This window comes from Gibbsiella dentisursi (genome assembly GCF_039539505.1).
Taxonomy (GTDB): domain Bacteria; phylum Pseudomonadota; class Gammaproteobacteria; order Enterobacterales; family Enterobacteriaceae; genus Gibbsiella; species Gibbsiella quercinecans.
In genome coordinates, this window is the sequence record NZ_BAABDG010000002.1 from 1,254,161 (window position 1) to 1,277,054 (window position 22,894).

General features: G+C 59.5%; 18 protein-coding genes, 1 tRNA gene and 2 pseudogenes. 13 read left to right on the top strand and 8 right to left on the bottom strand.

What is annotated here, in order from left to right:
- Positions 1 to 97 precede the first annotated feature (97 nt).
- A pseudogene (locus ABFX35_RS06095) lies at positions 98 to 810 on the bottom strand (TrbL/VirB6 family protein); the annotation flags it as partial.
- 411 nt (positions 811 to 1,221) lie between these two features.
- Positions 1,222 to 1,575: an ArsR/SmtB family transcription factor gene (locus ABFX35_RS06100; protein ID WP_279022479.1), complete on the bottom strand. Its 354-nt coding sequence runs from the start codon at positions 1,573 to 1,575 to the stop codon at positions 1,222 to 1,224.
- Between the two features lie 144 nt (positions 1,576 to 1,719).
- Between ABFX35_RS06100 and ABFX35_RS06105 the strand changes: the two genes are divergently transcribed.
- Positions 1,720 to 3,153 (top strand): MFS transporter, encoded by a 1,434-nt coding sequence (locus tag ABFX35_RS06105; protein WP_346079845.1) that lies wholly within the window; start codon positions 1,720 to 1,722, stop codon positions 3,151 to 3,153.
- Positions 3,154 to 3,316: 163 nt separating this feature from the next.
- On the opposite strand, the pseudogene ABFX35_RS06110 reads toward ABFX35_RS06105, so the two are convergent.
- From ABFX35_RS06110 to dpiA, 4 genes and pseudogenes are all read right to left on the bottom strand, one after another.
- Positions 3,317 to 3,562 (bottom strand): annotated as a pseudogene (locus ABFX35_RS06110) (Arm DNA-binding domain-containing protein); the annotation flags it as partial.
- Positions 3,563 to 3,747: 185 nt separating this feature from the next.
- Positions 3,748 to 3,823: transfer RNA gene (locus ABFX35_RS06115), tRNA-Asn, on the bottom strand.
- A 113-nt stretch (positions 3,824 to 3,936) separates the two neighbouring features.
- On the bottom strand, positions 3,937 to 7,023 hold the full coding sequence (locus ABFX35_RS06120) for a beta-galactosidase (protein WP_346079847.1): 3,087 nt from the start codon (positions 7,021 to 7,023) through the stop codon (positions 3,937 to 3,939).
- Positions 7,024 to 7,224: 201 nt separating this feature from the next.
- Entirely contained in the window at positions 7,225 to 7,911 is a 687-nt protein-coding gene (gene dpiA, locus ABFX35_RS06125) for a two-component response regulator DpiA (RefSeq protein ID WP_121554420.1), read from the bottom strand.
- 317 nt (positions 7,912 to 8,228) lie between these two features.
- Between dpiA and citC the strand changes: the two genes are divergently transcribed.
- From citC to alkB, 10 genes are all read left to right on the top strand, one after another.
- On the top strand, positions 8,229 to 9,299 hold the full coding sequence (gene citC, locus ABFX35_RS06130) for a [citrate (pro-3S)-lyase] ligase (protein ID WP_346079850.1): 1,071 nt from the start codon (positions 8,229 to 8,231) through the stop codon (positions 9,297 to 9,299).
- Positions 9,299 to 9,607 (top strand): citrate lyase acyl carrier protein, encoded by a 309-nt coding sequence (gene citD / locus ABFX35_RS06135; protein WP_095844728.1) that lies wholly within the window; start codon positions 9,299 to 9,301, stop codon positions 9,605 to 9,607. The genes citC and citD overlap by 1 nt, the downstream gene beginning before the upstream one ends.
- Entirely contained in the window at positions 9,591 to 10,511 is a 921-nt protein-coding gene (gene citE, locus ABFX35_RS06140; protein ID WP_095844727.1) for a citrate (pro-3S)-lyase subunit beta, read from the top strand. The genes citD and citE overlap by 17 nt, the downstream gene beginning before the upstream one ends.
- A complete protein-coding gene (citF, locus tag ABFX35_RS06145) occupies positions 10,508 to 12,013 on the top strand; it encodes a citrate lyase subunit alpha (protein WP_346079852.1) in 1,506 nt (501 codons plus the stop codon). Before citE ends, citF begins: the two co-directional genes overlap by 4 nt.
- Positions 12,014 to 12,015: 2 nt before the next feature.
- On the top strand, positions 12,016 to 12,564 hold the full coding sequence (gene citX, locus ABFX35_RS06150; RefSeq protein WP_346079854.1) for a citrate lyase holo-[acyl-carrier protein] synthase: 549 nt from the start codon (positions 12,016 to 12,018) through the stop codon (positions 12,562 to 12,564).
- Complete coding sequence (citG, locus tag ABFX35_RS06155; protein WP_346079856.1) at positions 12,542 to 13,438, top strand: triphosphoribosyl-dephospho-CoA synthase CitG; 897 nt, start codon at positions 12,542 to 12,544, stop codon at positions 13,436 to 13,438. The genes citX and citG overlap by 23 nt, the downstream gene beginning before the upstream one ends.
- A gap of 25 nt (positions 13,439 to 13,463) precedes the next feature.
- Positions 13,464 to 14,927 carry an anion permease gene (locus ABFX35_RS06160; RefSeq protein WP_279022469.1) on the top strand — a complete coding sequence of 488 codons (1,464 nt, stop codon included), beginning with the start codon at positions 13,464 to 13,466 and terminating at the stop codon, positions 14,925 to 14,927.
- Positions 14,928 to 15,077: 150 nt separating this feature from the next.
- Complete coding sequence (gene agp, locus ABFX35_RS06165; RefSeq protein WP_279022468.1) at positions 15,078 to 16,304, top strand: bifunctional glucose-1-phosphatase/inositol phosphatase; 1,227 nt, start codon at positions 15,078 to 15,080, stop codon at positions 16,302 to 16,304.
- Positions 16,305 to 16,418: 114 nt separating this feature from the next.
- Positions 16,419 to 17,114 carry a 4'-phosphopantetheinyl transferase family protein gene (locus ABFX35_RS06170; protein ID WP_279022467.1) on the top strand — a complete coding sequence of 232 codons (696 nt, stop codon included), beginning with the start codon at positions 16,419 to 16,421 and terminating at the stop codon, positions 17,112 to 17,114.
- 90 nt (positions 17,115 to 17,204) lie between these two features.
- Positions 17,205 to 17,852 carry a DNA oxidative demethylase AlkB gene (alkB, locus tag ABFX35_RS06175; protein ID WP_279022575.1) on the top strand — a complete coding sequence of 216 codons (648 nt, stop codon included), beginning with the start codon at positions 17,205 to 17,207 and terminating at the stop codon, positions 17,850 to 17,852.
- On the opposite strand, the gene ABFX35_RS06180 is transcribed toward alkB, so the two are convergent.
- Positions 17,830 to 18,786, bottom strand: coding sequence for a LysR family transcriptional regulator (locus ABFX35_RS06180; RefSeq protein WP_346079859.1), 957 nt, complete (start codon positions 18,784 to 18,786; stop codon positions 17,830 to 17,832). The genes alkB and ABFX35_RS06180 overlap by 23 nt on opposite strands.
- 74 nt (positions 18,787 to 18,860) lie before the next feature.
- On the opposite strand from ABFX35_RS06180, the gene ABFX35_RS06185 reads away from it, so the two are divergent.
- The gene (locus ABFX35_RS06185; protein ID WP_346079861.1) at positions 18,861 to 19,493 is read left to right on the top strand and encodes an alanyl-tRNA editing protein; all 633 of its coding nucleotides are present in this window, start codon (positions 18,861 to 18,863) and stop codon (positions 19,491 to 19,493) included.
- A 14-nt stretch (positions 19,494 to 19,507) separates the two neighbouring features.
- Here the strand turns inward: ABFX35_RS06185 and ABFX35_RS06190 are convergent, their stop codons facing one another.
- The gene (locus ABFX35_RS06190; protein WP_279022463.1) at positions 19,508 to 21,418 is read right to left on the bottom strand and encodes an aliphatic sulfonate ABC transporter substrate-binding protein; all 1,911 of its coding nucleotides are present in this window, start codon (positions 21,416 to 21,418) and stop codon (positions 19,508 to 19,510) included.
- A 285-nt stretch (positions 21,419 to 21,703) separates the two neighbouring features.
- On the opposite strand from ABFX35_RS06190, the gene ssuD reads away from it, so the two are divergent.
- Complete coding sequence (gene ssuD, locus ABFX35_RS06195) at positions 21,704 to 22,876, top strand: FMNH2-dependent alkanesulfonate monooxygenase (RefSeq protein ID WP_346079863.1); 1,173 nt, start codon at positions 21,704 to 21,706, stop codon at positions 22,874 to 22,876.
- The last annotated feature ends 18 nt before the right edge of the window (positions 22,877 to 22,894 follow it).

A 22,894-nucleotide genomic window follows, 5' to 3' on the forward strand; every position in this document is an offset into this window, starting at 1 on the left:
GTCTGCATCAGATACACCATCGTGGCGATACCTCTGGCGCCGGCATAACCACCACTGGCGTTCCAGACTTCACTGACAAGACTGCGGTGGATGGCACGGCCAGCAGGCATTGCGCCGCCAGCGTCACCATGTTGCTTTCGCTGGAGGCGTTGATGGTGGCATCCAGTATTTTATTCAGATAGTTGATGGTGATTCGGATGGATAAGGCGGAAAACATGATCGTCAATACGGCTGTGAAAATAGTTTTCAGCCAGTTATCGAACATTGGCTTAAGAAAGCCGTACAGCAGGCAGAAAATAAGTATCGGGGTGGTCGTCGTCATTAACAGAATGGTGATTTTGGCGAGCAGGTTGACGAATGTTGCCGCCAGTAAAAGCACGATTGCGCCGCTCCAGACCAGCATTTCGCAAAGCCGCCGTTCAGTTTGACCTAGGTTACGGTATCCAGATTAAACAGCGTTTGCCCAAGCGTTTGCGCTTTCTCCCAGACGGTATCGAGCAACACCCAGACGTTGTCGCTGCCGCTGATCCCATTCTTAAGTCCTTCGATGGCGGCATCCAGCCAGCCGTTGCGGTTTAAAACAAAGGTGGTGATCAGCAGCATTCGGCCCACATCCCAGACAACATCCTCAACCGGGGTCTGAAGTTTGCTGCCCAGCGTCTGATAACCGCGATACAGAATAAACAGCGTGAAGGAACTGACGATAATCACGCTGATCATGGTGCCGTAGGTAGACGTTTGACCTTCCAGCAGGGCATTAAGTCCATCCATGATGTTTTTGTTCATACCGACAAAGATCCCACTGGATATAGCGCCTCGCTTTAGAGAAAAGAACAGATGGGCAAAAAAGATTAGTGATGGTTTCTTTCACAAGGTTTGTACAGATGCATCGTTGTGATTTACGTTGCAGCCCCAAAAAACAGTAACAGTCCTGAAAAATGTCCGTTGTCAAGTTTTCCTGCAATGGTGCTTCAGGGAAAAACTCAAGCCAGGCAAGGGATTAGCTGAGAAAGCAGTGATGACGTAGCTTGGCCGGTCGATAGACCAAGGGCCACATAGGGGTGATGCGAAAGCAGGCGCCAGAGCAGTCTATCGAGTGTGCGACGGTGACAAGGGGGGCAACTCGCCACCGTGAAAGCTCGCGATCGAGCACGGTTTAAGCAGTCTTTGCCACGACTATGTGCAGCAGTGAGATGCTGTAGCGAGCTGATGGATGATCGGTTAGCTTGGCGAGGTCGGCAGATTTTTCGCCGTTGCCTCCTGCGTCAGCGCATCGTTCTGAACCGCGCCCAGCAACGAGTCGAGCAGGCCGGGGAAGCGAGCATTCAGGTCGTCCCTGCGCAGCGACAGCAGATTTTCCCGGCCATAGGGCCGCTGCCAGATCACGCCGCTGTCGCGCAGCACGCGCCAGTGGTGGGTCAATGTCGATTTGGGAATGCCGTGCAGCACGGCGCTGCATGGATGCTCTCCGCCGCCAGCCAGCACGCGCACCACCGTCAGGCGCAGTGGATTGCCTAGCGCGGTCAGCACGTTCTCCAGGCGAATCTGGTCACGTTCGGGATGGTTGGGTGTCATCGTATGAGTTTACTCTATAGTACGAGTACCTACAAACTCTTTTCAACGACATGCCGGTTTGAAAATAAATTGTTCGATTGTCCTCGTACTGTTATGGTACGTATGTATTCGTACATTCGTCTATTGCTAACTGGAGAATCGTTCATGTCTTCCGCCTCATTTGTCACTGGAGCCCACCGTTCGCTGGGCTGGAGTCTAGCTCTGCTGGCTTTCGCCCAGCTCATCTACTCGCTGGATATCAACATCGTTTTCGTGGCCCTACCGGAAATCGGTACTGGCTTGGGTTTTTCCGGCCAGACTTTGCAATGGGTGGTGAGCGCCTACACTGTATTCTGCGGCGGTTTCCTGTTGTTGGGCGGGCGTGCAGCAGACTTGTTGGGCCAGCGGCGCATGTTCATCTTCGCACTGTCGCTGTATGCACTGTCCTCGCTGGTGGGCGGGCTGGCCTGGAGCCCGGCAATTATCGTGATTGCGCGTGCCGTGCAAGGCATCTGCGCGGCGTTGCTGTTCCCGTCCACATTGGCGCTGATCAACCGGCTGTTCGAGGAAGGCCCCGCACGCAACCGCGCGCTGGCGATCTGGGGCGGTGCCGGTGCCAGCGGCCTGACCCTGGGTTCACTTGCTGGTGGTGTGCTGACCGGGGCCTACGGCTGGCCCTCGGTGTTCTTCGTCAACGTGCTGCTGGCGGGCATCGCCATCATTGCAGCGTTCTTCGTGATTCCAAAGGATGCGCCGCGCACCGAGCGGCGCAGCTTCGATCTGCTGGGTGCGCTGGCAGTGACGGCTGGTGCCACATTGCTGGTGTATGCGCTGGTGCAGGGGCCGGAAGACGGCTGGCAAGCCACGCCTATCGTTGTGGCGCTGGTGTTGGCGATTGTGTTCTTGTTGGCCTTCGCGTTGATTGAATCGCGCAGTCGCGATCCGCTGATGCCGGTGCAGTTGTTCGGCAATCGCAGTCTGGTCGCGGGTATGGCAATCACCTTCATCTACATGGGCACCTTCGGCGCGTTACCGTACTTCCTGACGGTGCTGTTTCAGAACGTACAGGGCTACAGCGCCTTGCAGACCGGGCTGGCCTTCATCGTGCCGTCGCTGGCAATTTTCACGGGTACGCAACTCGGTGCCAGGCTGGCCAACCGGCTGCCGATGCGCCATACCCTGGTCATTGGTTTCGTGGTCGGCATCGTGGGAACGCTGGCGTTGGCACCAGGCGCCTTCCTCAGTGCGCCGTACGCATATATCGTGCCGGGGCTAGTGGTGTCGGGCATCGGCCAGGGTATCGTCTGGACGGCAATGTGGATCGCTGCTGCATCGGGTGTGGCACACCACGAACAGGGCATTGCTTCAGGGATGGCCTCGACCACGCTCAATGTGGGCAATGCGATCGGTATTGCCGTACTGGTGGTGTTTGCCAATCGCGGCATTGGCAGCTTGCAGGGCGATGCGCTGCGAGAAGGGCTGGCGATCGGCTCGCAGCATGCCTTTTACTTGGCAGCGGCGGGTTTGGTGCTGGGTCTTCTTGTGTCGCTGACCTTCTCTCCCAAGGCCAGCGTCAACGCACAGGTCGAAGCAGCCTGATAGGCTGAAGGTTCGGTATGGAGTTCCGACATCTACGCTGCTGTCGCGGGGCATAAAGGAACTGGAAGAAGGCCTGGGCGTGCCAGCAATTCCGGCAATCGCTCCAGCGGCAGGGCAGGATAATGGGCCTGACCGGCGGAGCCGTTACGCCGACCAGATTCAGCGCCGGATTGATGTCCTGCGCCAGCAGTTTGCGGGTGCCGTCGCTCTGTTGCCGGGCATCGTTCAGAGACATATCGGGATAAGCGCCTAAACCGAGGTGGGACTCTTTGCCATCAATACGATATTTGAGATACCAGAGACATGAACCGCCGGGATTGACCAGAAGGTACAGGTCATGAGAGTCGGCTACTTTGCGGGGTTTGGATTTTGGTTTGAGATTGCGGATTTGCGCGTCGGTAAGAGACATATGGGGGGCACTCCATTATCGAACCAATCTGGCCCCAAATTTGGCCACCGTTTTTTCCAGATGCAGAGGGAAAATGAGAAACGTATAGGGAAGGCTTTTCACGCTAACCTGTTGAATCAACGGACCAAGGATGCATGAAATGCAAAAATCCCGCTTAAGTTTCCTTAAGCGGGATTTTTAAATCTTGGCTCCTCTGACTGGACTCGAACCAGTGACATACGGATTAACAGTCCGCCGTTCTACCGACTGAACTACAGAGGAATTTTGTGAACGGCAGGAATCATAGCGGGCTACTGTGGGCATGTCAAAGGGGGATTGCACATTCTGCGATTGTTTGCTTGCAGAATGTGCAATCCGTTGAGTTTTTGGCAGATTTACCCCTTGTTCACCTGCCGGAACTGCAACTGATAGTGGTATTGGCCGGGGGGCAGCAGGTCATCCGGATGGACGCTTGGGCTCCATGAGTCGTCGCCGCCAACGCCCATATGGTAACCATCCACATGCAGCCATACGCCGTCTTCCTCCTGCAGCAGGTGCTGGTGGCTGCAGGCCATGAGTTGGCGCAGGCCGTAGCGGCTGAGTGAAAAGTGGAAACGCCCGCTGATTTGCCATGTGCCATACTGCAGGCGCCGGGTGTCGCAACGCAGCCCGTTTTCACCGGGGAAGATATAAGGCGTATGCAACTGCGCTAACGGCAGCCGCCACAGGCCAAACTGCGCCGCCAGCTTACGGTCGGGGTAGTTTTCGTGTGGGCCCAGCCCCAGCCACTGCACCTGTGGCTGCATCTGCGCCAGTTGGGCGCACAGGCCGATACGCGCCAGCGGCGGCAGGCAGGTGGCGCATTCAACATCAACGCTGACCGTTACCGTGCCGTGGCTATCGAACAGCCACTGCTTCCGGCTTTGCAGCAGCGTTTGCCCGGCAACGCTGAAAGTATGCTCGCTAAGCACACGCACGCCATCGGCCAGCGTGTCTGCCTGCAGGCGGGTACAGCACGTTTCCAGTTGATACAGGCCGGCTTGCTTCCACCGTTCAACCCAGGCGTTGGGATCGATACGCTCCACTTCGCTGATGCCGATATCGTTATCCAGCGGCGCGCGGATAAAGCAGTCATGCAGCGGCGTCTGCAACAGTGGTTGATCATCCTGCCACCACTGGGCCAACTGGCCGCTGGCGCGCTCAAACTGCCAGCGTTGATTGCCGTAGGCTATGGCGAGCTCGCGGTCATTTTGCAGCCATTGCGGCACCTCGCCGGCGGGTTCGGCTGGCGTGGTCAGCAGCGGGCGCTGCAACGGCCATTGATCCCAGGCACAGCGGTGGTTGGCTTCCGCCCACATCGTAGCGTGTGGTTGCACCACTTCAACCTTCAGCCATAGCTCTCCTGGGCGTGGGATAACGGGCATGCGCTCCAGCAGAATAAAGGTGGCGCTGCCTCGTGGGGGCAGGCTGAGTTCGATAACGCCACTGGCGCGCTGTTCGCCGTCAAGCTCAATACACCATCTCAACTGCTCGTTGTCGGTAGTGCGGAACCGGTATTCGCTGGTGACGCTAAGCGCCAACCGCTGGGGATCAAGCGTGAACTGGAAAAACTGCTGGGCGCGCTGCGCTTCGAACAGCGCCGGGTGTGGCGTGCGATCGGGGAACACCAGGCCGTTAAGGCAAAACTGGCGATCGTTGGGTTTATCGCCAAAGTCGCCGCCATAGGCCCAATAGGCATTGCCGTTTTCATCATGGCGCGTCAGCGCCTGGTCAACCCAGTCCCAAACAAAGCCGCCCTGCAAGCGTGGGTATTTGCGAAAGGCTTGCCAATAGCGGGCAAAACCGCCCAGGCTATTGCCCATGGCATGGGCGTATTCGCACAGGATTAACGGGCGGTTTTCTCCCGGCAGGCCGATCCACTTACTAAGCGACCACTTGGGCACGGCAGGGAAGGGCTGATCCTGATCGACGCGGGCATACATCGGGCACACAATATCCGTGGCGGCGCTGTTGGCGCCGCCGCCTTCATATTGCACCGGGCGGCTCGGATCCTGGCTTTTTACCCATTGATAGAGTGCGTCATGGTTTGCGCCATGGCCGGATTCGTTACCCAACGACCAAATGATGATGCAAGGATGGTTGCGATCGCGCTGCACCATGCGCGTCACGCGTTCGCTCATTGCCGGCAGCCACTGCGGATCGTCCGCCAGGCGGCCCATCGGCTGCATGCCGTGGGTTTCAATGTTGGCCTCGTCCACCACGTACAGCCCATAGCGATCGCACAGCTTGTACCACAACGGGTGGTTCGGGTAGTGCGAGCAGCGCACGGCGTTAAAATTGTGCTGCTTCATCAGCAGGATATCGTGGCGCATGGTGGCTTCATCCATCACCTGGCCATGTTCCGGGTGGTGCTCATGGCGATTGACGCCGCGGATCAACAGCGGCTGGCCGTTTAGCGTCAACAGGCCGTTGCGGATTGCGATCTGGCGGAACCCCACATCGTAGGCTTCCGCTTCCACCACTTGCCCGTCAGCACTTAGCAAGGCAACCACCGCACGGTACAGATGTGGCGTTTCGGCGCTCCATAGCAAGGGGGCATCTACCGCCAGGCGCAGCGTGGTGCGGTCGTGATAGGCCCCGCGTTCATCAATCACCTCGCTGCCGAAGGGCTGCGTCAATGCCGCTAGCTGCGTATCATCGCGCCATAGCTGCACCTGCACCTGGTGGCCTGCCGGCTGCTGCGCCTGCACCTCGACAACCAGCTCTGCGCGCTGGAAACCGTCATACAGCGGCGTGCTGATGCGAATATCACTCAGGTGGCAAGCGGGCTTATGCAGCAGGCTGACATCGCGGAAAATACCGCTCATGCGCCACATGTCCTGATCTTCCAGATAGCTGCCGTCGCACCAGCGCAGCACCATCACCGCCAGGCGGTTCTCGCCAGCATGCAGGTAAGGGGTGAGATCGAACTCCGCCGGCAGGCGGCTGTCCTGTGAATAGCCGGCCCAGTGGCCGTTGCACCAGAGGTAAAACGCCGAATTCACGCCGTCGAAGATAATGCGCGTTTGCCCGGCGGCCAGCCAGGCTTCATCGACGGTGAAGGTACGGGAATAGCAGCCGGTCGGGTTATCCTGCGGCACCCACGGCGGGTTAAGCGGGATCGGATATTTTACGTTGGTATAAATGGGCGCATCGAAGCCGGCGAGCTGCCAGTTGCCGGGAACGGCAATCGAATCGGCGCCGGCCAGATCCTGCTGCAACCAGCTTTCCGGCACCGCTTGCGGGCGGGGAAAGTAGCTAAAACGCCAGTTGCCGTTTAACAGGCGCCGGCTTGGGCTGGCAGCGTCGTGGCGGGCTGCGTCCGGATCGCGCCAACTGGCAAACGGGGGATGCGCCGCCAGGCGGCGGTAAGACGTGCAGGCCGGGTTTTGCCAGTCCTGGCGGGCGAGGATTTGCATCAGGGGCGAAGAGTCACACTGCATGGGAGCCTCATTAACGGTGCCATTGGCGCATAATTTGCGCCAGCATCGCTTCAGCCCTGATGTTTGTAAAGGTGGGTTGCACAGGAAAATGAACGCGATCACAGACTGATATGTCCAGTTGGGATCGCCAGCCCAAATAGGGCGCTGGCGGCTATTCCACGCCGGCTTCCCGCAACCAGGGCGAGTGGCGCAGCAAGGGCGTTACTCCTTGGCGGGGGCGTGATAAATACGCTGCGGGCGGCCGACTTTGCCGTAGATGATCTCGGCACTGAGCAGGTGGTTGCTGGCGCAAAACTCCAGATAGCGCCGGGCGGTGGTGCGGCTGATGCCGGTTTCCCGCGCCACGCTTTCTGCGGTGTGGCGGGTGGCCGGATCGGCGAACAGTTCACGCACTTTGATCAGCGTCAGTTCATCAATGCCGACCGGCAGCGCCAGTTGTTGCTCATGGCGGGCATAGGTGTTGAACATTTCATCAATCTGGCGCTGGTTAAAGCGTTCTTTGTCTTTCAGCGCCAGGTGGCGCTGGCTGAAACGCTGCAGCGTTTGCGTCAGGCGATCATAAGCCAGGGGCTTGATCAGGTAATCAAATACGCCGTAGCGCAGCGCTTCGGCCACGGTATCCATATCGCTGGCCGCGGTAATAAAAACGATGCCGCCGCCATAGCCGCTGAGCGCTAACTCGCGCAACAGTTCAATGCCCTGGCCGTCGGGGAGGAAGTTATCCAGCAGGATCAGATCCGGCTTGAAGCGTGCGGTCATGGCGCGTGCCTGCGCCAGGTTGCCCGCCAGCCACACTTGCCGGCAGCCGCCGTTCTGCTTGATGAATTCTGCGTGCATCTCCGCCAACGGCGTTTCATCTTCCACGATCAAAATATTAAGCCATTCCATCATCCCTCCTGCAATGTGCTCATGCTAACCAAATGTACATCCAATTGTTAATGAATTGAATGATATCACGATAATAAACTCGATAAAAATAATTAAGTAAATAAAAACCATTAAATAACTTATTGACGTCGGTGTGTTTGTGAAATAGGTCAATAATCGTCTTTGTTTTTTGTCTATTCTGGTGCCACTCAATACACCGCCTGGCGATGTGCGTATTTTAATCTATCCTTTTCAAACTGTTATGTTGTTTTTTTATGTTGTTTGCTCTGGGTTGGTGTATTTTAAATGTTATCTTTTAGTTACTCAGAGAGTGAACCATGTTGGGCGATACCGTATTTAATCGGGTAAAACGTTCGGACCATAAGGCTATTTCAGAGATAAAAGCGTTCCTGCGTAATAATGATCTGAATATAGATACCACGGTCGAAATATTTATTACCGTGACGCAGAACGATAAATTGGTCGCCTGTGGCGGCATTGCCGACAACATTATCAAATGTGTCGCCATCAGCCCGGCGTTACGGGGCGAAGGGCTGGGGCTGACGCTGGCGACGGAGCTGGTGAATCTGGCCTATGAGCGCCATCACACCAAATTGTTTATCTACACCAAAACGCAAAACGAACATTTATTCCGGCAGTGCGGGTTTTATCCCATCGTCAGCGTGCCGGGGATTGTGGTGCTGATGGAGAACAGCCCATGCCGCCTGCGGCGCTACGCCGCCAAGTTGGCCACGCTGCGCCGCCCGGGGAAAAAAATCGGCAGCATCGTGATGAACGCCAACCCTTTCACCCGCGGCCATCAGTATTTAGTGCAGCAGGCCGCGGCCAGTTGCGACTGGCTGCATCTGTTTCTGGTGCGTGAAGACAATTCCCGCTTCCCGTATGCAGACCGGCGCGATCTGGTGCTGGAAGGCACGCGCGGTATCGCCAATCTCACGGTGCATGAAGGCTCGCAATACATCATCTCGCGCGCCACGTTTCCCTGCTATTTCATTAAGGATCAGGGTATTGCCGATGACTGCTACACCGAGATCGATCTGAAAATCTTCCGGCAGTATCTGGCGCCGGCGCTGGGCATTACCCACCGCTTTGTGGGCACCGAACCGTTTTGCGAAGTGACCGCCAAATACAACCGCGATATGCGCTACTGGCTGGAAACGCCAACGCTGCCCAGCCCACCGATCACCTTGGTGGAAATAGAACGTTTGCAACATGCGGGCGTGGCGATCTCCGCCTCCTGGGTACGCAAGCTGTTGGTCAGCGGCGATATCGATGCCATCGCGCCGCTGGTGCCGGCGGCGACTGAACATTATCTGCGGCGTTTGCTGGCACAGCGCCAGGCCAAACCCGCACCGCAAAAATTTGAATCTGCACAATCAGGTGAATGATGAAAATAATCAGAGAAGCAGTGGCCGGCACGCTGGAATCCAGTGATGTCATGGTGCGTATCGCGCCGGCAGAAGGCCAGGAACACGATCTGCTGATTGCCAGCAGCGTGGAGAAACAGTTCGGCGCCGCGATCCGCCGCACGCTGTTACAGGTGTTGCAACAGTACGGCGTGGAGCCGGTACAGGTGATCGTCGATGACAAAGGTGCGCTGGACTGTGTGCTGCGCGCCCGGCTGGAAACCGCGCTGATGCGCGCCAGCGAAGCCGGCCAACTGCCATGGGAGGCGAAAAATGAAAACGCTGAATAAACAGCGCATGCGCCGCAGCATGCTGTTCGTGCCCGGCGCCAACGCCGCAATGGTCAGCAATTCCTTTATCTACCAGGCCGACTCGCTGATGTTCGATCTGGAAGACTCGGTGATCCTGCGTGAAAAGGACGCCGCCCGCCGGCTGGTTTATCACGCCTTGCAGCACCCGCTGTATCAGGAAGTGGAAACCATCGTGCGCGTGAATGCGCTGGATTCGGCCTATGGCCTGGACGATTTGCAGGCCGTGGTGCGCGGCGGGGCGGATATCGTGCGCCTGCCGAAAACCGACAGCGCCCAGGATGTGATCGACATGGAGCGGGAAATCGCCGCCATCGAAAAAGCGTGCGGCCGCCCGCTGGGCAGCACCGGCCTGTTGGCGGCGATAGAGTCCGCCGCCGGCATCACCAACGCGATTGCGATCGCCCATGCTTCGCCGCGTCTGATCGGCATTGCGCTGGGGGCGGAAGACTACGTGCGTAATCTGCGCACCGAGCGTTCGCCCGGCGGCGTGGAACTGCTGTTTGCCCGTTGCTCGCTGCTACAGGCGGCGCGCGCCGCCGGTATTCAGGCCTTCGATACCGTCTATTCCGATGCGAATAACGAAGCCGGTTTTCTGCAGGAAGCTCAGTTGATCAAACAGTTGGGCTTCGACGGCAAATCGCTGATCAACCCGCGCCAGATTGAGCTGTTGCACAACCTGTATGCGCCAACTGCGAAAGAAGTGGCGCATGCGCAGCGGGTGGTGGACGCGGCCGAAGCGGCCGAGAAAGAAGGGCGCGGCGTGGTATCGCTGAACGGCAAAATGGTGGATAGCCCGGTTATTGAACGTGCGCGGCTGGTGCTGGAACGCGCGGCCCTTTCCGGGGTGCGTGAAGAAACCAACCACACGGAGGAGGCCCAATGAAACAGCAACAACGCCTGGCAAACTGGAACAATAACGCCGATGTTCGGCTGTATCAGGAAGCCTCAAAGGCTAACCTACAGGCGGCGAAACCGCGCGGTATCAAACGCTGTGATTCGCTGCAGGAAGCCATCCGCCGCAGCGGCCTGCAAGACGGTATGACCATTTCCTTCCACCACGCATTCCGCGGCGGCGATCTGACGTTGAACCAGGTGATGGCAGCGATTGCCGAGATGGGGTTCCGCAACCTGACGCTGGCATCCAGCTCGCTCAGCGATTGCCATGCGCCGTTGGTGGAACACATCCGCCACGGGGTGGTGAGCCGTATTTATACCTCCGGCCTGCGTGGCCCGTTGGCGGAAGAGATTTCGCGCGGCCTGTTGAAACAACCGGTACAGATCCACTCCCACGGCGGTCGGGTCAACCTGATCACGTCCGGTGAGTTGAAAATAGACGTTGCCTTTCTTGGGGTGCCGAGCTGTGACGAATTCGGCAACGCCAATGGTTACAGCGGTGAGGCCTGCTGCGGCTCGCTGGGTTACGCGCGCGTCGATGCCGAAAGCGCCGATAAAGTGGTGCTGCTGACCGAAGCCATCGTGCCTTACCCGCATCATCCCGCCAGCCTGCTGCAGGACCAGGTGGATCTGATCGTGCAACTGGAACACGTGGGTGATGCCGACAAGATTGGGGCCGATGCCACGCGCATGACCTCTAACCCGCGCGAGCTGTTGATCGCCCGCCGCGCAGCGGAAGTGATCGCCGCTTCCGGTTACTTTACCGCCGGTTTCTCGCTGCAAACCGGCACCGGCGGCGCCTCGCTGGCGGTGACGCGCTTCCTGGAAGACAAAATGCGCGCGCGCGGTGTGCACGCGGCCTTCGCGTTGGGCGGCATTACGTCCACCATGGTGGCGCTGCATGAAAAAGGGCTGATCGGCAAGCTGCTGGATGTGCAGAGTTTCGATCGCGCCGCCGCCACCTCGCTGGCGCGCAACCCAAACCATATTGAAATCAGCGCGAATCAGTACGCCAACGTTAGTTCGAAAGGCGCCGCGGTCGATCGTCTGGATGTGGTGGTGCTCAGTGCGCTTGAAATCGACACCGGCTTCAACGTGAACGTGCTGACCGGCTCCGATGGCGTGATCCGCGGCGCTTCGGGTGGCCACTGCGACACCGCCGCCGCTGCGCGATTGGCGATTATCGTTGCGCCATTGGTGCGCGGGCGTATCCCAACGCTGGTCGAAGAAGTCACCACCTGCGTGACGCCGGGCGCCAGTATCGACATTTTGGTTACCGATCACGGTATTGCCGTTAACCCGGCGCGGCCGGAGCTGGCGCAGCGCCTGCGCGATGGCGGGCTGAACGTGGTCAGCATCGAATGGCTATACCAACGGGCGTTGTTGCTCACCGGCGAGCCGGAGTCGATTGCCTTTACCGACAACGTAGTCGCCGTGGTGCGCTACCGCGATGGCTCGGTGATCGACGTGGTACACCAGGTGGCGGAATAGCCATGCACGCCGTCGCGCCAGAATTGGCGGCCAACCGAGCCGTTTTGCTACCGGAACTGCTTACCAGCCGTGAATGCCGGCAGGCTCGGCAGCAGGCATGGTTGGCTCGCCATCACACCACACTGCTGGTGCTGACGCTGGTCATGCCCGGCGCGGTGAAAGATAACCCATTGTCGCGGCGCATATTCAATCTGGGCTGGCAGGCGCTGTTGCAGCTGTGCCGACAGCAAGACTGGCTATGCCCGCAGGCGGAAACCCTGGCGCTGCCCACCGGCTGCGAGGGCTACCTGGCGATCAACGCCGATGCGTTGCGGGTCAAGGATTGCGCCATGCAGTTGGAGGTGCGGCAGCCGATCGGCCGCCTGTGGGATATCGACGTGTTAACCCCAGAGGGGACGATCTTGTCGCGGGCCGATATCGGCCTGCCGGCGCGGCGCTGCCTGCTGTGCGCTCAACCGGCCAAGCTGTGCGCCCGCCAGCGCTCGCACAGTACGGATGAACTGCTGGCTGAAATGGAGAGGTTACTTAATGATGCGCTTGCAACCCGCTAGCCGGCCGCGTTACCAGCCGCCCCCTGCCAACCCGTTTGCCCGCGCCGCCTTTCGGGCGCTGCTGGTTGAAGTCAACCTCACGCCCAAACCCGGGCTGGTGGACCGTGCCAACAACGGCGCACACCGTGATATGGCTATCGGCCATTTCTACCGCAGCGCCAGGGCGATCGGCATCTGGCTGCCGCGTTTCATCAACCAGGGGCGCGAAGATGCCGCACTGCCGGCCACGGCGCTGCTGGCCCGCATTCGCCCGCTGGGCATGGCATGCGAAAGCCACATGTTTCGCGCTACCGGCGGCATCAATACCCATAAAGGCAGCGTGTTTTCACTGGGGCTGCTGTGCAGTGCCTTTGGCCGTTTGCAGCAGCAACAGCGGCCCATCAGCGCCCAAACCCTGGGCGGCGAAGTGGCGGCGATGTGCAGTGGGCTGGTGGCGCGTGAACTCCAGTGCAACAACCGTGGGAAAACCGCTGGGCAACGGCTGTTTAGCGCCCACGGTATGAGCGGCGCGCGCGGTGAAGCGGAAGCGGGGTTTCCGCTGGTGATTAACGGCGCGTTGCCGCTTTTTCATCAACGGCTCCGCAGTGGCTGCGGCGAGCAGATCGCGCTGTTAGACAGCCTGCTGTGGCTGATGGCGCATAACGGCGATACCAACGTCGCCGCACGCGGTGGGGTAGCGGCGCTGCGCTGGCTGCAAGATTACGCCGCTGATTTGCTGGCACAAGGGGGCGCCGGCGCCGCGCACGGGATGGAACGGCTCCGGCAGTTTGATGCGGCCTGCATCGCACGCAACCTCAGCCCCGGCGGCAGCGCCGATCTACTGATAATGACTTGGCTGCTGGCGCAACTGCCGCGGTTGGAAACAAAAGAATAATAACGTAGTTTTTAGGAGAGTACCCATGTCTGAAGTTCAAGAAAAGATCTGGAAAGCGATTGCGCCGCTTGCGGTGCTCGCCATCCTGTTATTGATCCCTGTGCCCGACGGGATGCCGCCGCAAGCCTGGCATTATTTTGCTATTTTCGTCGCCATGATTGTCGGCATGATCCTGGAGCCGATCCCGGCGACAGCGATCAGTTTTATCGCCGTCACCGTCAGCGTGCTCAGCGCCGACTGGGTCTTGTTCGGCGCCAATGAATTGGCCAACCCCAGTTTTAACTCTGGCAAAGAAGCGCTCAAATGGGGGCTGGCCGGTTTTTCCAGCACCACCGTTTGGTTAGTGTTCGGGGCGTTCATCTTCGCGCTGGGCTACGAGGCCACCGGGCTGGGGCGGCGGATTGCGCTATTTCTGGTGAAGTTTATGGGCAAGCGCACCCTGACGCTCGGCTACGCCGTGGTGATTATCGATATCCTGCTGGCGCCGTTTACGCCGTCCAACACCGCGCGCACCGGCGGCACCGTGTTCCCGGTGGTGAAAAACCTGCCGCCGCTGTTCGATTCCTTCCCGAACGATCCTTCCGCCCGCCGTATCGGTGGCTATTTGATGTGGATGATGATCGTGGGCACCAGTATCAGTTCTTCGATGTTTGTCACCGGCGCCGCGCCCAACGTGTTGGGCATCGAGTTTGTCAGCAAGATAGCCGGCATTCATATCAGTTGGATGCAATGGTTCCTGGCCTTTCTGCCGGTGGGCCTGTTGCTGTTGATTGTCGCGCCGTTGCTCTCTTATTACCTGTATAAACCGGGCGTAACCCACAGCAGCGAAGTGGCCGCCTGGGCCAAGGTGGCGTTGAGTGAAATGGGCGCCCTAAGCACCAAAGAACGCACCTTGATCGGCCTGGTGCTGCTTAGCCTGTGCCTGTGGGTGTTTGGCGGCTCGGTGCTGGATGCCACCACCGTCTGCCTGTTGGCGGTGTCGTTAATGCTGGCGCTGCACGTGGTTTCCTGGAAGGACATCACCAAATACTCCAGCGCCTGGAATACCCTGGTGAACCTGGCAACGCTGGTGGTGATGGCCAACGGCCTGACGCGTTCTGGCTTTATCGATTGGTTCGCCGGCACCATGAGCACGCACCTGGATGGTTTTTCACCCAAAATGACCGTGGCGGCGTTGGTGCTGGTGTTTTACTTCGCGCACTACCTGTTCGCCAGCCTGTCGGCGCACACCGCCACCTTGCTGCCGGTGATCCTGGCCGTGGGGAAAGGGCTGCCCGGCGTGCCGATGGAACAGCTTGCCATTCTGTTGGTGCTGTCGATCGGCATCATGGGCGTGCTCACGCCGTATGCCACCGGGCCGGGGGTGATCATCTATGGCTGCGGCTACGTGAAGTCGAAAGACTATTGGCGCCTGGGCGGTATTCTCGGCGTGGTCTATATCGCGGCGTTGCTGCTGGTGGGCTGGCCGATTATTAGCCTGTGGTATTAATCCTGATTCAGCGGCCCGGTTCCGGGCCGTTTCTCATTCCGATAAAGTGAACCCTGTCACTTTTCCTTCGTGATTTCTTGCCATAGTAGGCTATTCCCCAAAACGATATGCGTTAACCTGTGATGTCACCCGATTCAAGGAGATAAGGGTATGAGAGCGAAAGTTTTATCGTTGTGTTTGCCGTTACTGTTCAGCGGCACGGTGCTGGCGGCCCCCAATGGCTACCAGTTGCAGCAGGTGCTGGTCGTGAGCCGGCACAACCTGCGGGCGCCGTTGGCCAATAACGGCAGCGTGCTGGCGCAGGCCACGCCGCTCGCCTGGCCGCAATGGGAAACGCCGGGCGGCTTTCTGACCACCAAAGGCGGGGTGTTGGAAGTGTACATGGGGCACTACTTCAACGCCTGGCTGCAGCAGGCCGGCTTGCTGCCCCAGCAGGGGTGCCCGGATAAGGGCAGCGTTTATGTCTATGCCAACAGCCTGCAACGCACGGTTGCCACCGCGCAGTTTTTCACTAACGGCGCCTTCCCTGGTTGTGACGTGGCCGTTCATCACCGCGAACCGTTGGGGGAGATGGATCCGGTCTTCAACCCGATCATCACCGATAGCAGCCCGGAATTTAATCGCCAGGCGCTGGCTGCCATGCATACCCGGCTGGCGGCGTTGCAGCTCACCCCGGCTTACCAACAGTTGGCCGAACTGATCCACTACCGCGATTCCGCCGCCTGCAAAACGGATAAACAATGCGATCTGGCGAAAGGCGATAACGTGATGAGCGCAGTGCCGGGCAAAGAGCCGGGCGTCGCCGGGCCGTTGCGGGTGGGTAACTCGCTGGTGGATGCCTTTATGCTGCAGTATTATCAGGGGTTTCCGTTACAGGATGTGGCCTGGGGCAAGATCACCACCCCGCAGCAGTGGCAGCAATTAACCCAGTTGAAGGAAGGCTATCAGGACGTGCTCTTCACGCCGGCGGTGGTGGCGCAAAACGTGGCTAAGCCGCTACTGCGCTACATCAATCAGGCGCTGGTGGAGCCTGGCGCAGCCAGCGCTAAACTGACCGTATTGGTCGGCCATGATTCCAACATCGCTTCGCTGCTGTCGGCGTTGAAGTTCAAACCTTATCAATTGCCACAGCAGTACGAGAAAACCCCGATCGGCGGCAAAGTGGTATTTCAGCGCTGGCATGACGCTGAAAAAGGGCAGGACTGGCTGAAGGTGGAATACGTTTACCCCTCCACCGAGCAGTTGCGCAATACGGATGTGCTGACGCTGGCCAACCCGCCACAACGCGTTACGCTGGCGATTGAAGGCTGCCCGGCGGATCAAAACGGTTTTTGCCCGTGGCAGGATTTTGAAAAATTGATGCGTGAACGGCTGTAATCAGCCTGCGGCCAGGGAAGGCCGCGTTGGGTGAACATTTCCGCGCTGGCGACAAGGCCGGCCAATCCTATACACTTTCCTGATTGCCAACCGCCAACCCATATTGGACGTTACGTGCTCTCTGAATTTCTGACACCTATTGAATGGCTTGCCATCGGCGGCTACCCGGGGCGCATCGGCCGCTGCCGTTTTGAGCTTCACCGTTATCAGGATGCCTTGTTTAGCGCTGCGGCGATCCCGTTTCCCGAACATTTAACCCCGGCGGTGCCAAAGCGCCGCGCCGAATTTCTGGCCGGGCGCCACCTGGCGCGCCAGGTGCTGGCGGCGCTGGGGCACGATGGGGTCATTGTGGCGCGCGGCGACGATCGGGCGCCGATCTGGCCGCCCGGCGTCGCCGGGGCGTTGAGCCACAATAGCGATACCGTGTTGTGCGCCGCGCATCACGAGCCGGGGTTAGGCGGCGTGGGGCTGGATGTGGAAACGCTGCTGGCGCCCGAACGGGCCGAAGCGCTGTGGGAAGGCATCGTTGGGGGCGCGGAGTATGCCTGGCTTGGTGAGCAGCCCATGGCTTTCAATGCGCTGCTGACGCTGGTGTTTTCCGCCAAGGAAAGCCTGTTCAAAGCGCTATACCCGCAGGTGCGCCGCTATTTTGATTTCCACGCCGCCCGGCTGGTGGCGCTCGATTGCGCCGGGCAGCGCTTTGAGCTTGAGCTGCTGGAGACGCTGACCGCGCACTGCCGTGCCGGGCGGCGCTTCGCCGGGCATTTTTTTATTAATAGTGACAACGTAACTACATTTATTCATTTATAAATCAATAGATAACACGGTTGTTTGCTCATGACTGGACAAACCGTGAACGATGGCTACAATAACCACTGTTTAAATAAACAGGTGTTGATGATGACCATCGATCTTTTTGAAGATGCCTTGCCGCCGCCGTGGCGCGAAGAGATTGCTCCCGGCGCCGTGGTGCTGCACGGCTTTGTGCGCGAACACGGCCCCGAACTGCTGGCGGCGGTGCACAGCGTGGTGGCGCAGGTGCCGTGGCGCCATATGACCACGCCGGGCGGCTATACCATGTCGGTGGCGATGAGCTGGTGCGGCAACGGCTGGAGCAGTGACAGCCGCGGCTACCGCTATTCAGAGCGAGATTCCCGTAGCGGCAAACAGTGGCCGCCGATCCCGGCCATCCTGATGGCGCTGGCGGATGAAGCCGCGTTGCAGGCCGGGTTTGGCCATTATGTGCCGGATTCCTGCCTGATGAACCGCTACGATCCGGGCAGCAAATTGTCGTTGCATCAGGATAAGGACGAGCGCGATTTCAATGCGCCGATCGTTTCTGTGTCGCTCGGGCTGCCGGCGGTGTTTTTATTCGGCGGCCTGCAGCGCAGCGACAGAGCGCAACGTATCCCGTTGGCGCACGGCGATGTGGTGGTATGGGGCGGGCCTTCGCGGCTGAACTTTCATGGCATTCAGCCGATCAAGGAAGGCTACCATTCCCTGGTGGGGCCGCACCGCATCAACATTACGTTGCGCAAGGCGCTTTGAGCCGGGGCTCTTTTGCCAGGCAGGCAACGATATAATCGATAAACACCCGTAGCTTAGGCGGCAGATGCTGAGTTGGCGCATACAGCAGCCATAGCCCGCCGTGATAGCTGCTGAGGAAATCCCACTGCGGCAGCACCTGGATCACTTCACCGCTTGCCAACGCCTGGCGTACGGTGAAATAGGGCAAGCTGCCGATGCCAATATGTTGTTTCACGGCGTCCAGCCGTACGCCGGTATGGTTGGCGGCATAGCGGCCGCGCACGTTGACGGCCACCGTTTTGCCGCTGCGGCGAAATCTCCAGCGCGCATCGTCCGGCGTTTCCCCCAGATAAATGCAACTGTGCTGCGCCAAATCACGCGGGTGTTCTGGCGTGCCGTGGTGCGCCAGATAGTGTGGGGTGGCGCACAGCAGGTGATCAATGGTCATCAACTGGCGGCCAATCAGGCCCGGGGACGGCCGATCGGTGATGCGCAGCGCCAGATCCACCCGGTCATCAATCAGATCCATATACCGATCCTCCAGCCGCAACCGCACGTCCACCTTCGGGTAACGGCGCAGGAACTCCGGCATGTACGGGTGCAACACCCGATAGCCCACCGCCTTTGGCACGCTGACGCTGACTACTCCTTCGGGTTCGGCGCCGTTTTGGCCGCTCAGCCCGATAACCGCCTCGGCCGCATCCAGCATCTGGCGGCAACGCACAAACGCCTCTTCACCCTGTTCACTCAGGCGCAGCTTGCGCGTGGTGCGATGCAATAATCGCATCGCCAGCGCCTGCTCCAGCCGGGCAACGCTGCGGCTTACGGCTGATGGCGTCATGCCTAAGCGGCGGGCGGTGGCGGAGAAGCTGCCGCTTTCTACCACCTGAACGAAAACGGCCATTTCAGCCAGCAATGAATAGGCGTTATTTGTGCGCACGATGCAAAAGTCCATTGTGATGATGGCGGATTATCACCTGATTATGACATGAATATAATGGGTGCCGTACGGGTAAACAGGAGAAAAACATGAAGACTGAACGGCTCTATTACGCCAGCGATGATCTACAGCGGCAGGCGCAAGTGCTGGCTTGCGACGCAACCGAAGATGGCCGTTACGCCGTGGTATTGGCCGCCACCTTGTTCCACCCGCAGGGCGGCGGGCAACGCGCAGATGCCGGCATACTTGGCGGAAAAACAGTGCTGCACGTTAGCTCGTGTGGGGATGAGGTAGTACATCTGCTGGCCGAACCGCTGCCGCTGGGGCTGGTTGAAATGCAGGTGGACGGAGCAACGCGCCTTCTGCACAGCCGCTGGCACTCGGCCGGTCATTTGATTGGCTGGCTGGGGGAGAGCCGCGGCTGGCGGCCGGTCAAGGCGCATCACTGGCCGGGAGAAGGGCGTATTACGTTCGCACCTGGCGCCGCGGCGCAAACCGTCGGGGCTGATTTCTTGCAGGCGTCGCTGGCGGGCCTGATTGCCGCCGATTTATCACGCGTACAGGTGCTGGAACAGGGGATACGGCAGGTGGGTTTTGGTGACCTGCCGGCCTATAGCTGCGGCGGTACCCACGTCCGCTCGCTGGCGGAACTGGTGGGCGTGCACATCAGTGCGGTAAAAATGAAGAAGGGCCAACTGGTGGTGCACTATGGCATGGCGTAGCGGCACGGCATTCGCTACAACTGCCACACGGCCTCACGCACGTTAATCGCCCTCGGCAGCAGGCCGAGCGCATAAAAACGATCGGCGATGACCTGCTGTTCACGGATCACTTGCCAATCCATACCCCGGGTTTCATGGTTGCGGCGTGCCAGCGCCTGCGCCAGTGACGCCGGCGGCAATCCCAATTCGCTGGAGAGATAACGCGCCGCCTCTTCGGGCTGCGCGGCGATGTATCGCCCGGTGCTTTGCAGCGCCTCGATAATCTGCCGCAGCAGATCGCCGCTATGCTGCGCAAAGTCGCGCCGCGCCAGATAAAACTGTTGGTTCAGCACGCGCTGGCTGCCGTCGGCGATCACGCGCATGGTGCCGGAGCGCTGGGCATCGCTAAGCAGCGGATCCCACATCATCCAGGCATCGACCGCCAGATGGTCGGTGGCGGCCAGCGGATATTTGGGCGGCGCATAGACAATGCGCACATCACTGCTGTTTAGCCCATGCTCATCAAGTATTTGCAGCAGCAGGTAGTGGACGTTCGATCCTTTGTTCACTGCAATACGTTTGCCGAGCAGATCGGCCGCGCTGTGGATCGGGCTGTCGTTGGTCACCACCATCGCCACGCTTTGTGGCGCCGGCGGTTCATAGGCCACATACACCATGGTGTTGCTCTGCGCCTGGGCAAACAGCGGCGGCACCTCGCCGGTGGTGCCAAAATCAATTTCATCGTTGTTCAACGCGTGCAGCAACTGCGGCCCGGCGGGGAACTCGCTCCACAAAATGCTGATTTTCTGATTGGCGAACTGTTGCTCCAGGCTTTGCCGCGCCTTGAGGATGCCCAGATTGCCGAACTTCTGGTAACCAATGCGGATCTCCCGTTCCAGCGCTGTGGCCTGTGCACCCGGCTGCCGGCTGATGGCCTGCGCTTCACGCCGCCGGCCCTTAATCAGCCCCTGATGCGCCAAATGGGTGCGCAGGGTGTTGCGGCTAATGCCGAGCAGGGCGGCCGCCTGCATCTGGTTACCGGCGCTGGCTTCAAAGGCGCTGCGCACCAACGAATCGATAACCCGCTGGTACAGCTGCGGCGTATTGGCCTGTAACTGCTGGCGCAAAAAGGTTTCCAGCGCGTCATCGCCAAAGGCGCCGCCTTCCTGCAGGTTTTGCGTCAGCCGCAGTTGCTGCGGGCGAATCAACGGCTCTTTGCTCAATAGCACCGCGTTGTGCAGCGTGTTTTCCAGTTCGCGCACATTGCCGGGCCAGTGATAATCCAGCAAGGCCTGCAGTGTTTCCGGCGCCAGCTTCAACTGTGGGCGCCCCAGGCGCCGTGCATACAGCGAAAGGAAGTGGTTGGCCAACACCGGGATGTCATCCCGCCGCTGGCGCAGCGGCGGCAGCGTCACAGCCGCCACGTTGAGCCGGTAGTAGAGATCTTCGCGGAACTGGCGCTCACGGATCGCGTTGGCCAGATCGACATGGGTGGCGGCGATCACCCGAACGTCCACCTTGATCGCCTTGCGTGAGCCGACGCGGGTAATTTCCCGCTCCTGCAGCACGCGCAGCAGTTTCACCTGCAATTGCAGGCTCAATTCGCCGATCTCATCAAGCAACAGCGTGCCCCCTTCGGCCGCTTCGAACCAACCCTGGTGGGTTTGTGTGGCGCCGGTAAAGGCGCCTTTTTCATGGCCGAACAGTTCAGCTTCCGCCAGGCTTTCGGTCAGCGCGCCGCAGTTCACCGCCAGGAAAGGTTGGTGCCGCCGTGGGCTGTTATGGTGCAGATAGCGCGCCACCACTTCTTTACCGGTGCCGGTTTCGCCGATGATCAGCACCGTGGCGTCCGTGGGCGCCAGGCGGTCCAGCACGCTCTGGAACGCGATGGAGGCCGGGTCAATCAGGATCGGGCTGTCAGAAGCGTAAGGCTGTGGATTATGCATGGGGGTACTCCGGTCTTCCCAGTGGCGTGGCAAACGCCGCTATCTTAGCGTGGCGGCGGCAGGGTGACGATAGGGCCCAGGCGCCGCTGTGTTGCATTTGCAACGATGCGCCCACAGCAACTGTTGCATTTGCAGCAGTTTTACTCAACACGTATTTATCTAATTAATTGATAATTAATGTATTTAACCTTTCCGCACATTGGCACGCATTCTGCTAACAGGTTTATAACCAAACGATATCTTTCTATAGATAAAAAATGATAATAGTTATATAGGAAACGCATAATGAGTGACGCCAAACAGGAAAATATCAACGTCTTCTGGTTTTTGCCCACCCATGGCGATGGCCGCTATCTGGGCACCGCGAAAGGGGGCCGGCCGGTTGATTTGGCTTATTTGCAACAGGTGGCGCTGGCCGCCGACAACCTGGGCTATTACGGTGTGCTGATCCCCACCGGCAAAAGCTGTGAGGATTCCTGGTTAGTGGCGGCAGCGCTGGCGCCGTTGACCCGGCGCCTGCGTTTCCTGGTGGCGGTGCGCCCTGGGTTGCAGCCGCCAAGCCTGGCCGCGCGCATGGCGGCCACGTTGGATCGCCTGTCGGAAGGGCGCTTGCTGATCAATGTGGTCACCGGCGGCGATCCGGTGGAAAACAAGGGCGACGGCATTTTCCTTAGCCATGCCGAGCGTTATGCCGTCACCCAGGAATTCCTGCAGGTGTACCAGCGCCTGTTGGCGGGTGAAAAGGTCGATTTCATCGGCGAGCATATTCATGTGGAAGGCGCCGAAGTGCTGTTCCCGCCGGTGCAGGAAAATGGGCCGCCGCTCTATTTCGGCGGCTCGTCGCCAGAGGCCATTGATATCGCGGCGCAACAGATTGACACCTATCTCACCTGGGGGGAACCGGTGGATCTGGTGGCGGAAAAACTGGCGGTGGTGCGTCAGCGTGCCGAACAGGCCGGGCGCCGCCTGGATTACGGTATTCGCCTGCACGTGATTGTGCGTGAAACCGAAGAGGAGGCCTGGGCGGCGGCCGATCGACTGATCGCCCACCTGGACGATGACACTATCGCCGCCGCGCAGAAGATTTTCTCCCGCATGGATTCCACCGGCCAGCAACGCATGAGCGCGCTGCACGGCGGTTCGCGCGACGCCCTGCGCATTGGGCCAAACCTATGGGCCGGCGTTGGGCTGGTGCGCGGCGGCGCCGGCACCGCGCTGGTTGGCAACCCACAGCAGGTGGCCGAACGCATTCGCGAATACCAGGCGCTCGGTATCACTAACTTTATCTTCTCCGGCTACCCGCATCTGGAAGAAGCCCATCGCTTTGCCGAACTGGTGATGCCGCTGTTGCCGCTGGCGCACCCGGCAGGCTACGGCGCCAATACGGTGAATACCGGCCCGTTTGGCGAAACCATCGGCGGCGATCGTCGCCCAGGCAAAGCGGCTAGCGCCAGCTAAATCCAACAGCAACCGGAG

Coding starts and splice junctions, on each gene's coding strand:
- ABFX35_RS06100 (WP_279022479.1), bottom strand. CDS start 1,575: ATGACACCCAACCATCCCGAACGTGACCAGATTCGCCTGGAGAACGTG.
- ABFX35_RS06105 (WP_346079845.1), top strand. CDS start 1,720: ATGTCTTCCGCCTCATTTGTCACTGGAGCCCACCGTTCGCTGGGCTGG.
- ABFX35_RS06120 (WP_346079847.1), bottom strand. CDS start 7,023: ATGCAGTGTGACTCTTCGCCCCTGATGCAAATCCTCGCCCGCCAGGAC.
- dpiA (WP_121554420.1), bottom strand. CDS start 7,911: ATGGAATGGCTTAATATTTTGATCGTGGAAGATGAAACGCCGTTGGCG.
- citC (WP_346079850.1), top strand. CDS start 8,229: ATGTTGGGCGATACCGTATTTAATCGGGTAAAACGTTCGGACCATAAG.
- citD (WP_095844728.1), top strand. CDS start 9,299: ATGAAAATAATCAGAGAAGCAGTGGCCGGCACGCTGGAATCCAGTGAT.
- citE (WP_095844727.1), top strand. CDS start 9,591: ATGAAAACGCTGAATAAACAGCGCATGCGCCGCAGCATGCTGTTCGTG.
- citF (WP_346079852.1), top strand. CDS start 10,508: ATGAAACAGCAACAACGCCTGGCAAACTGGAACAATAACGCCGATGTT.
- citX (WP_346079854.1), top strand. CDS start 12,016: ATGCACGCCGTCGCGCCAGAATTGGCGGCCAACCGAGCCGTTTTGCTA.
- citG (WP_346079856.1), top strand. CDS start 12,542: ATGATGCGCTTGCAACCCGCTAGCCGGCCGCGTTACCAGCCGCCCCCT.
- ABFX35_RS06160 (WP_279022469.1), top strand. CDS start 13,464: ATGTCTGAAGTTCAAGAAAAGATCTGGAAAGCGATTGCGCCGCTTGCG.
- agp (WP_279022468.1), top strand. CDS start 15,078: ATGAGAGCGAAAGTTTTATCGTTGTGTTTGCCGTTACTGTTCAGCGGC.
- alkB (WP_279022575.1), top strand. CDS start 17,205: ATGACCATCGATCTTTTTGAAGATGCCTTGCCGCCGCCGTGGCGCGAA.
- ABFX35_RS06180 (WP_346079859.1), bottom strand. CDS start 18,786: ATGGACTTTTGCATCGTGCGCACAAATAACGCCTATTCATTGCTGGCT.
- ABFX35_RS06185 (WP_346079861.1), top strand. CDS start 18,861: ATGAAGACTGAACGGCTCTATTACGCCAGCGATGATCTACAGCGGCAG.
- ABFX35_RS06190 (WP_279022463.1), bottom strand. CDS start 21,418: ATGCATAATCCACAGCCTTACGCTTCTGACAGCCCGATCCTGATTGAC.
- ssuD (WP_346079863.1), top strand. CDS start 21,704: ATGAGTGACGCCAAACAGGAAAATATCAACGTCTTCTGGTTTTTGCCC.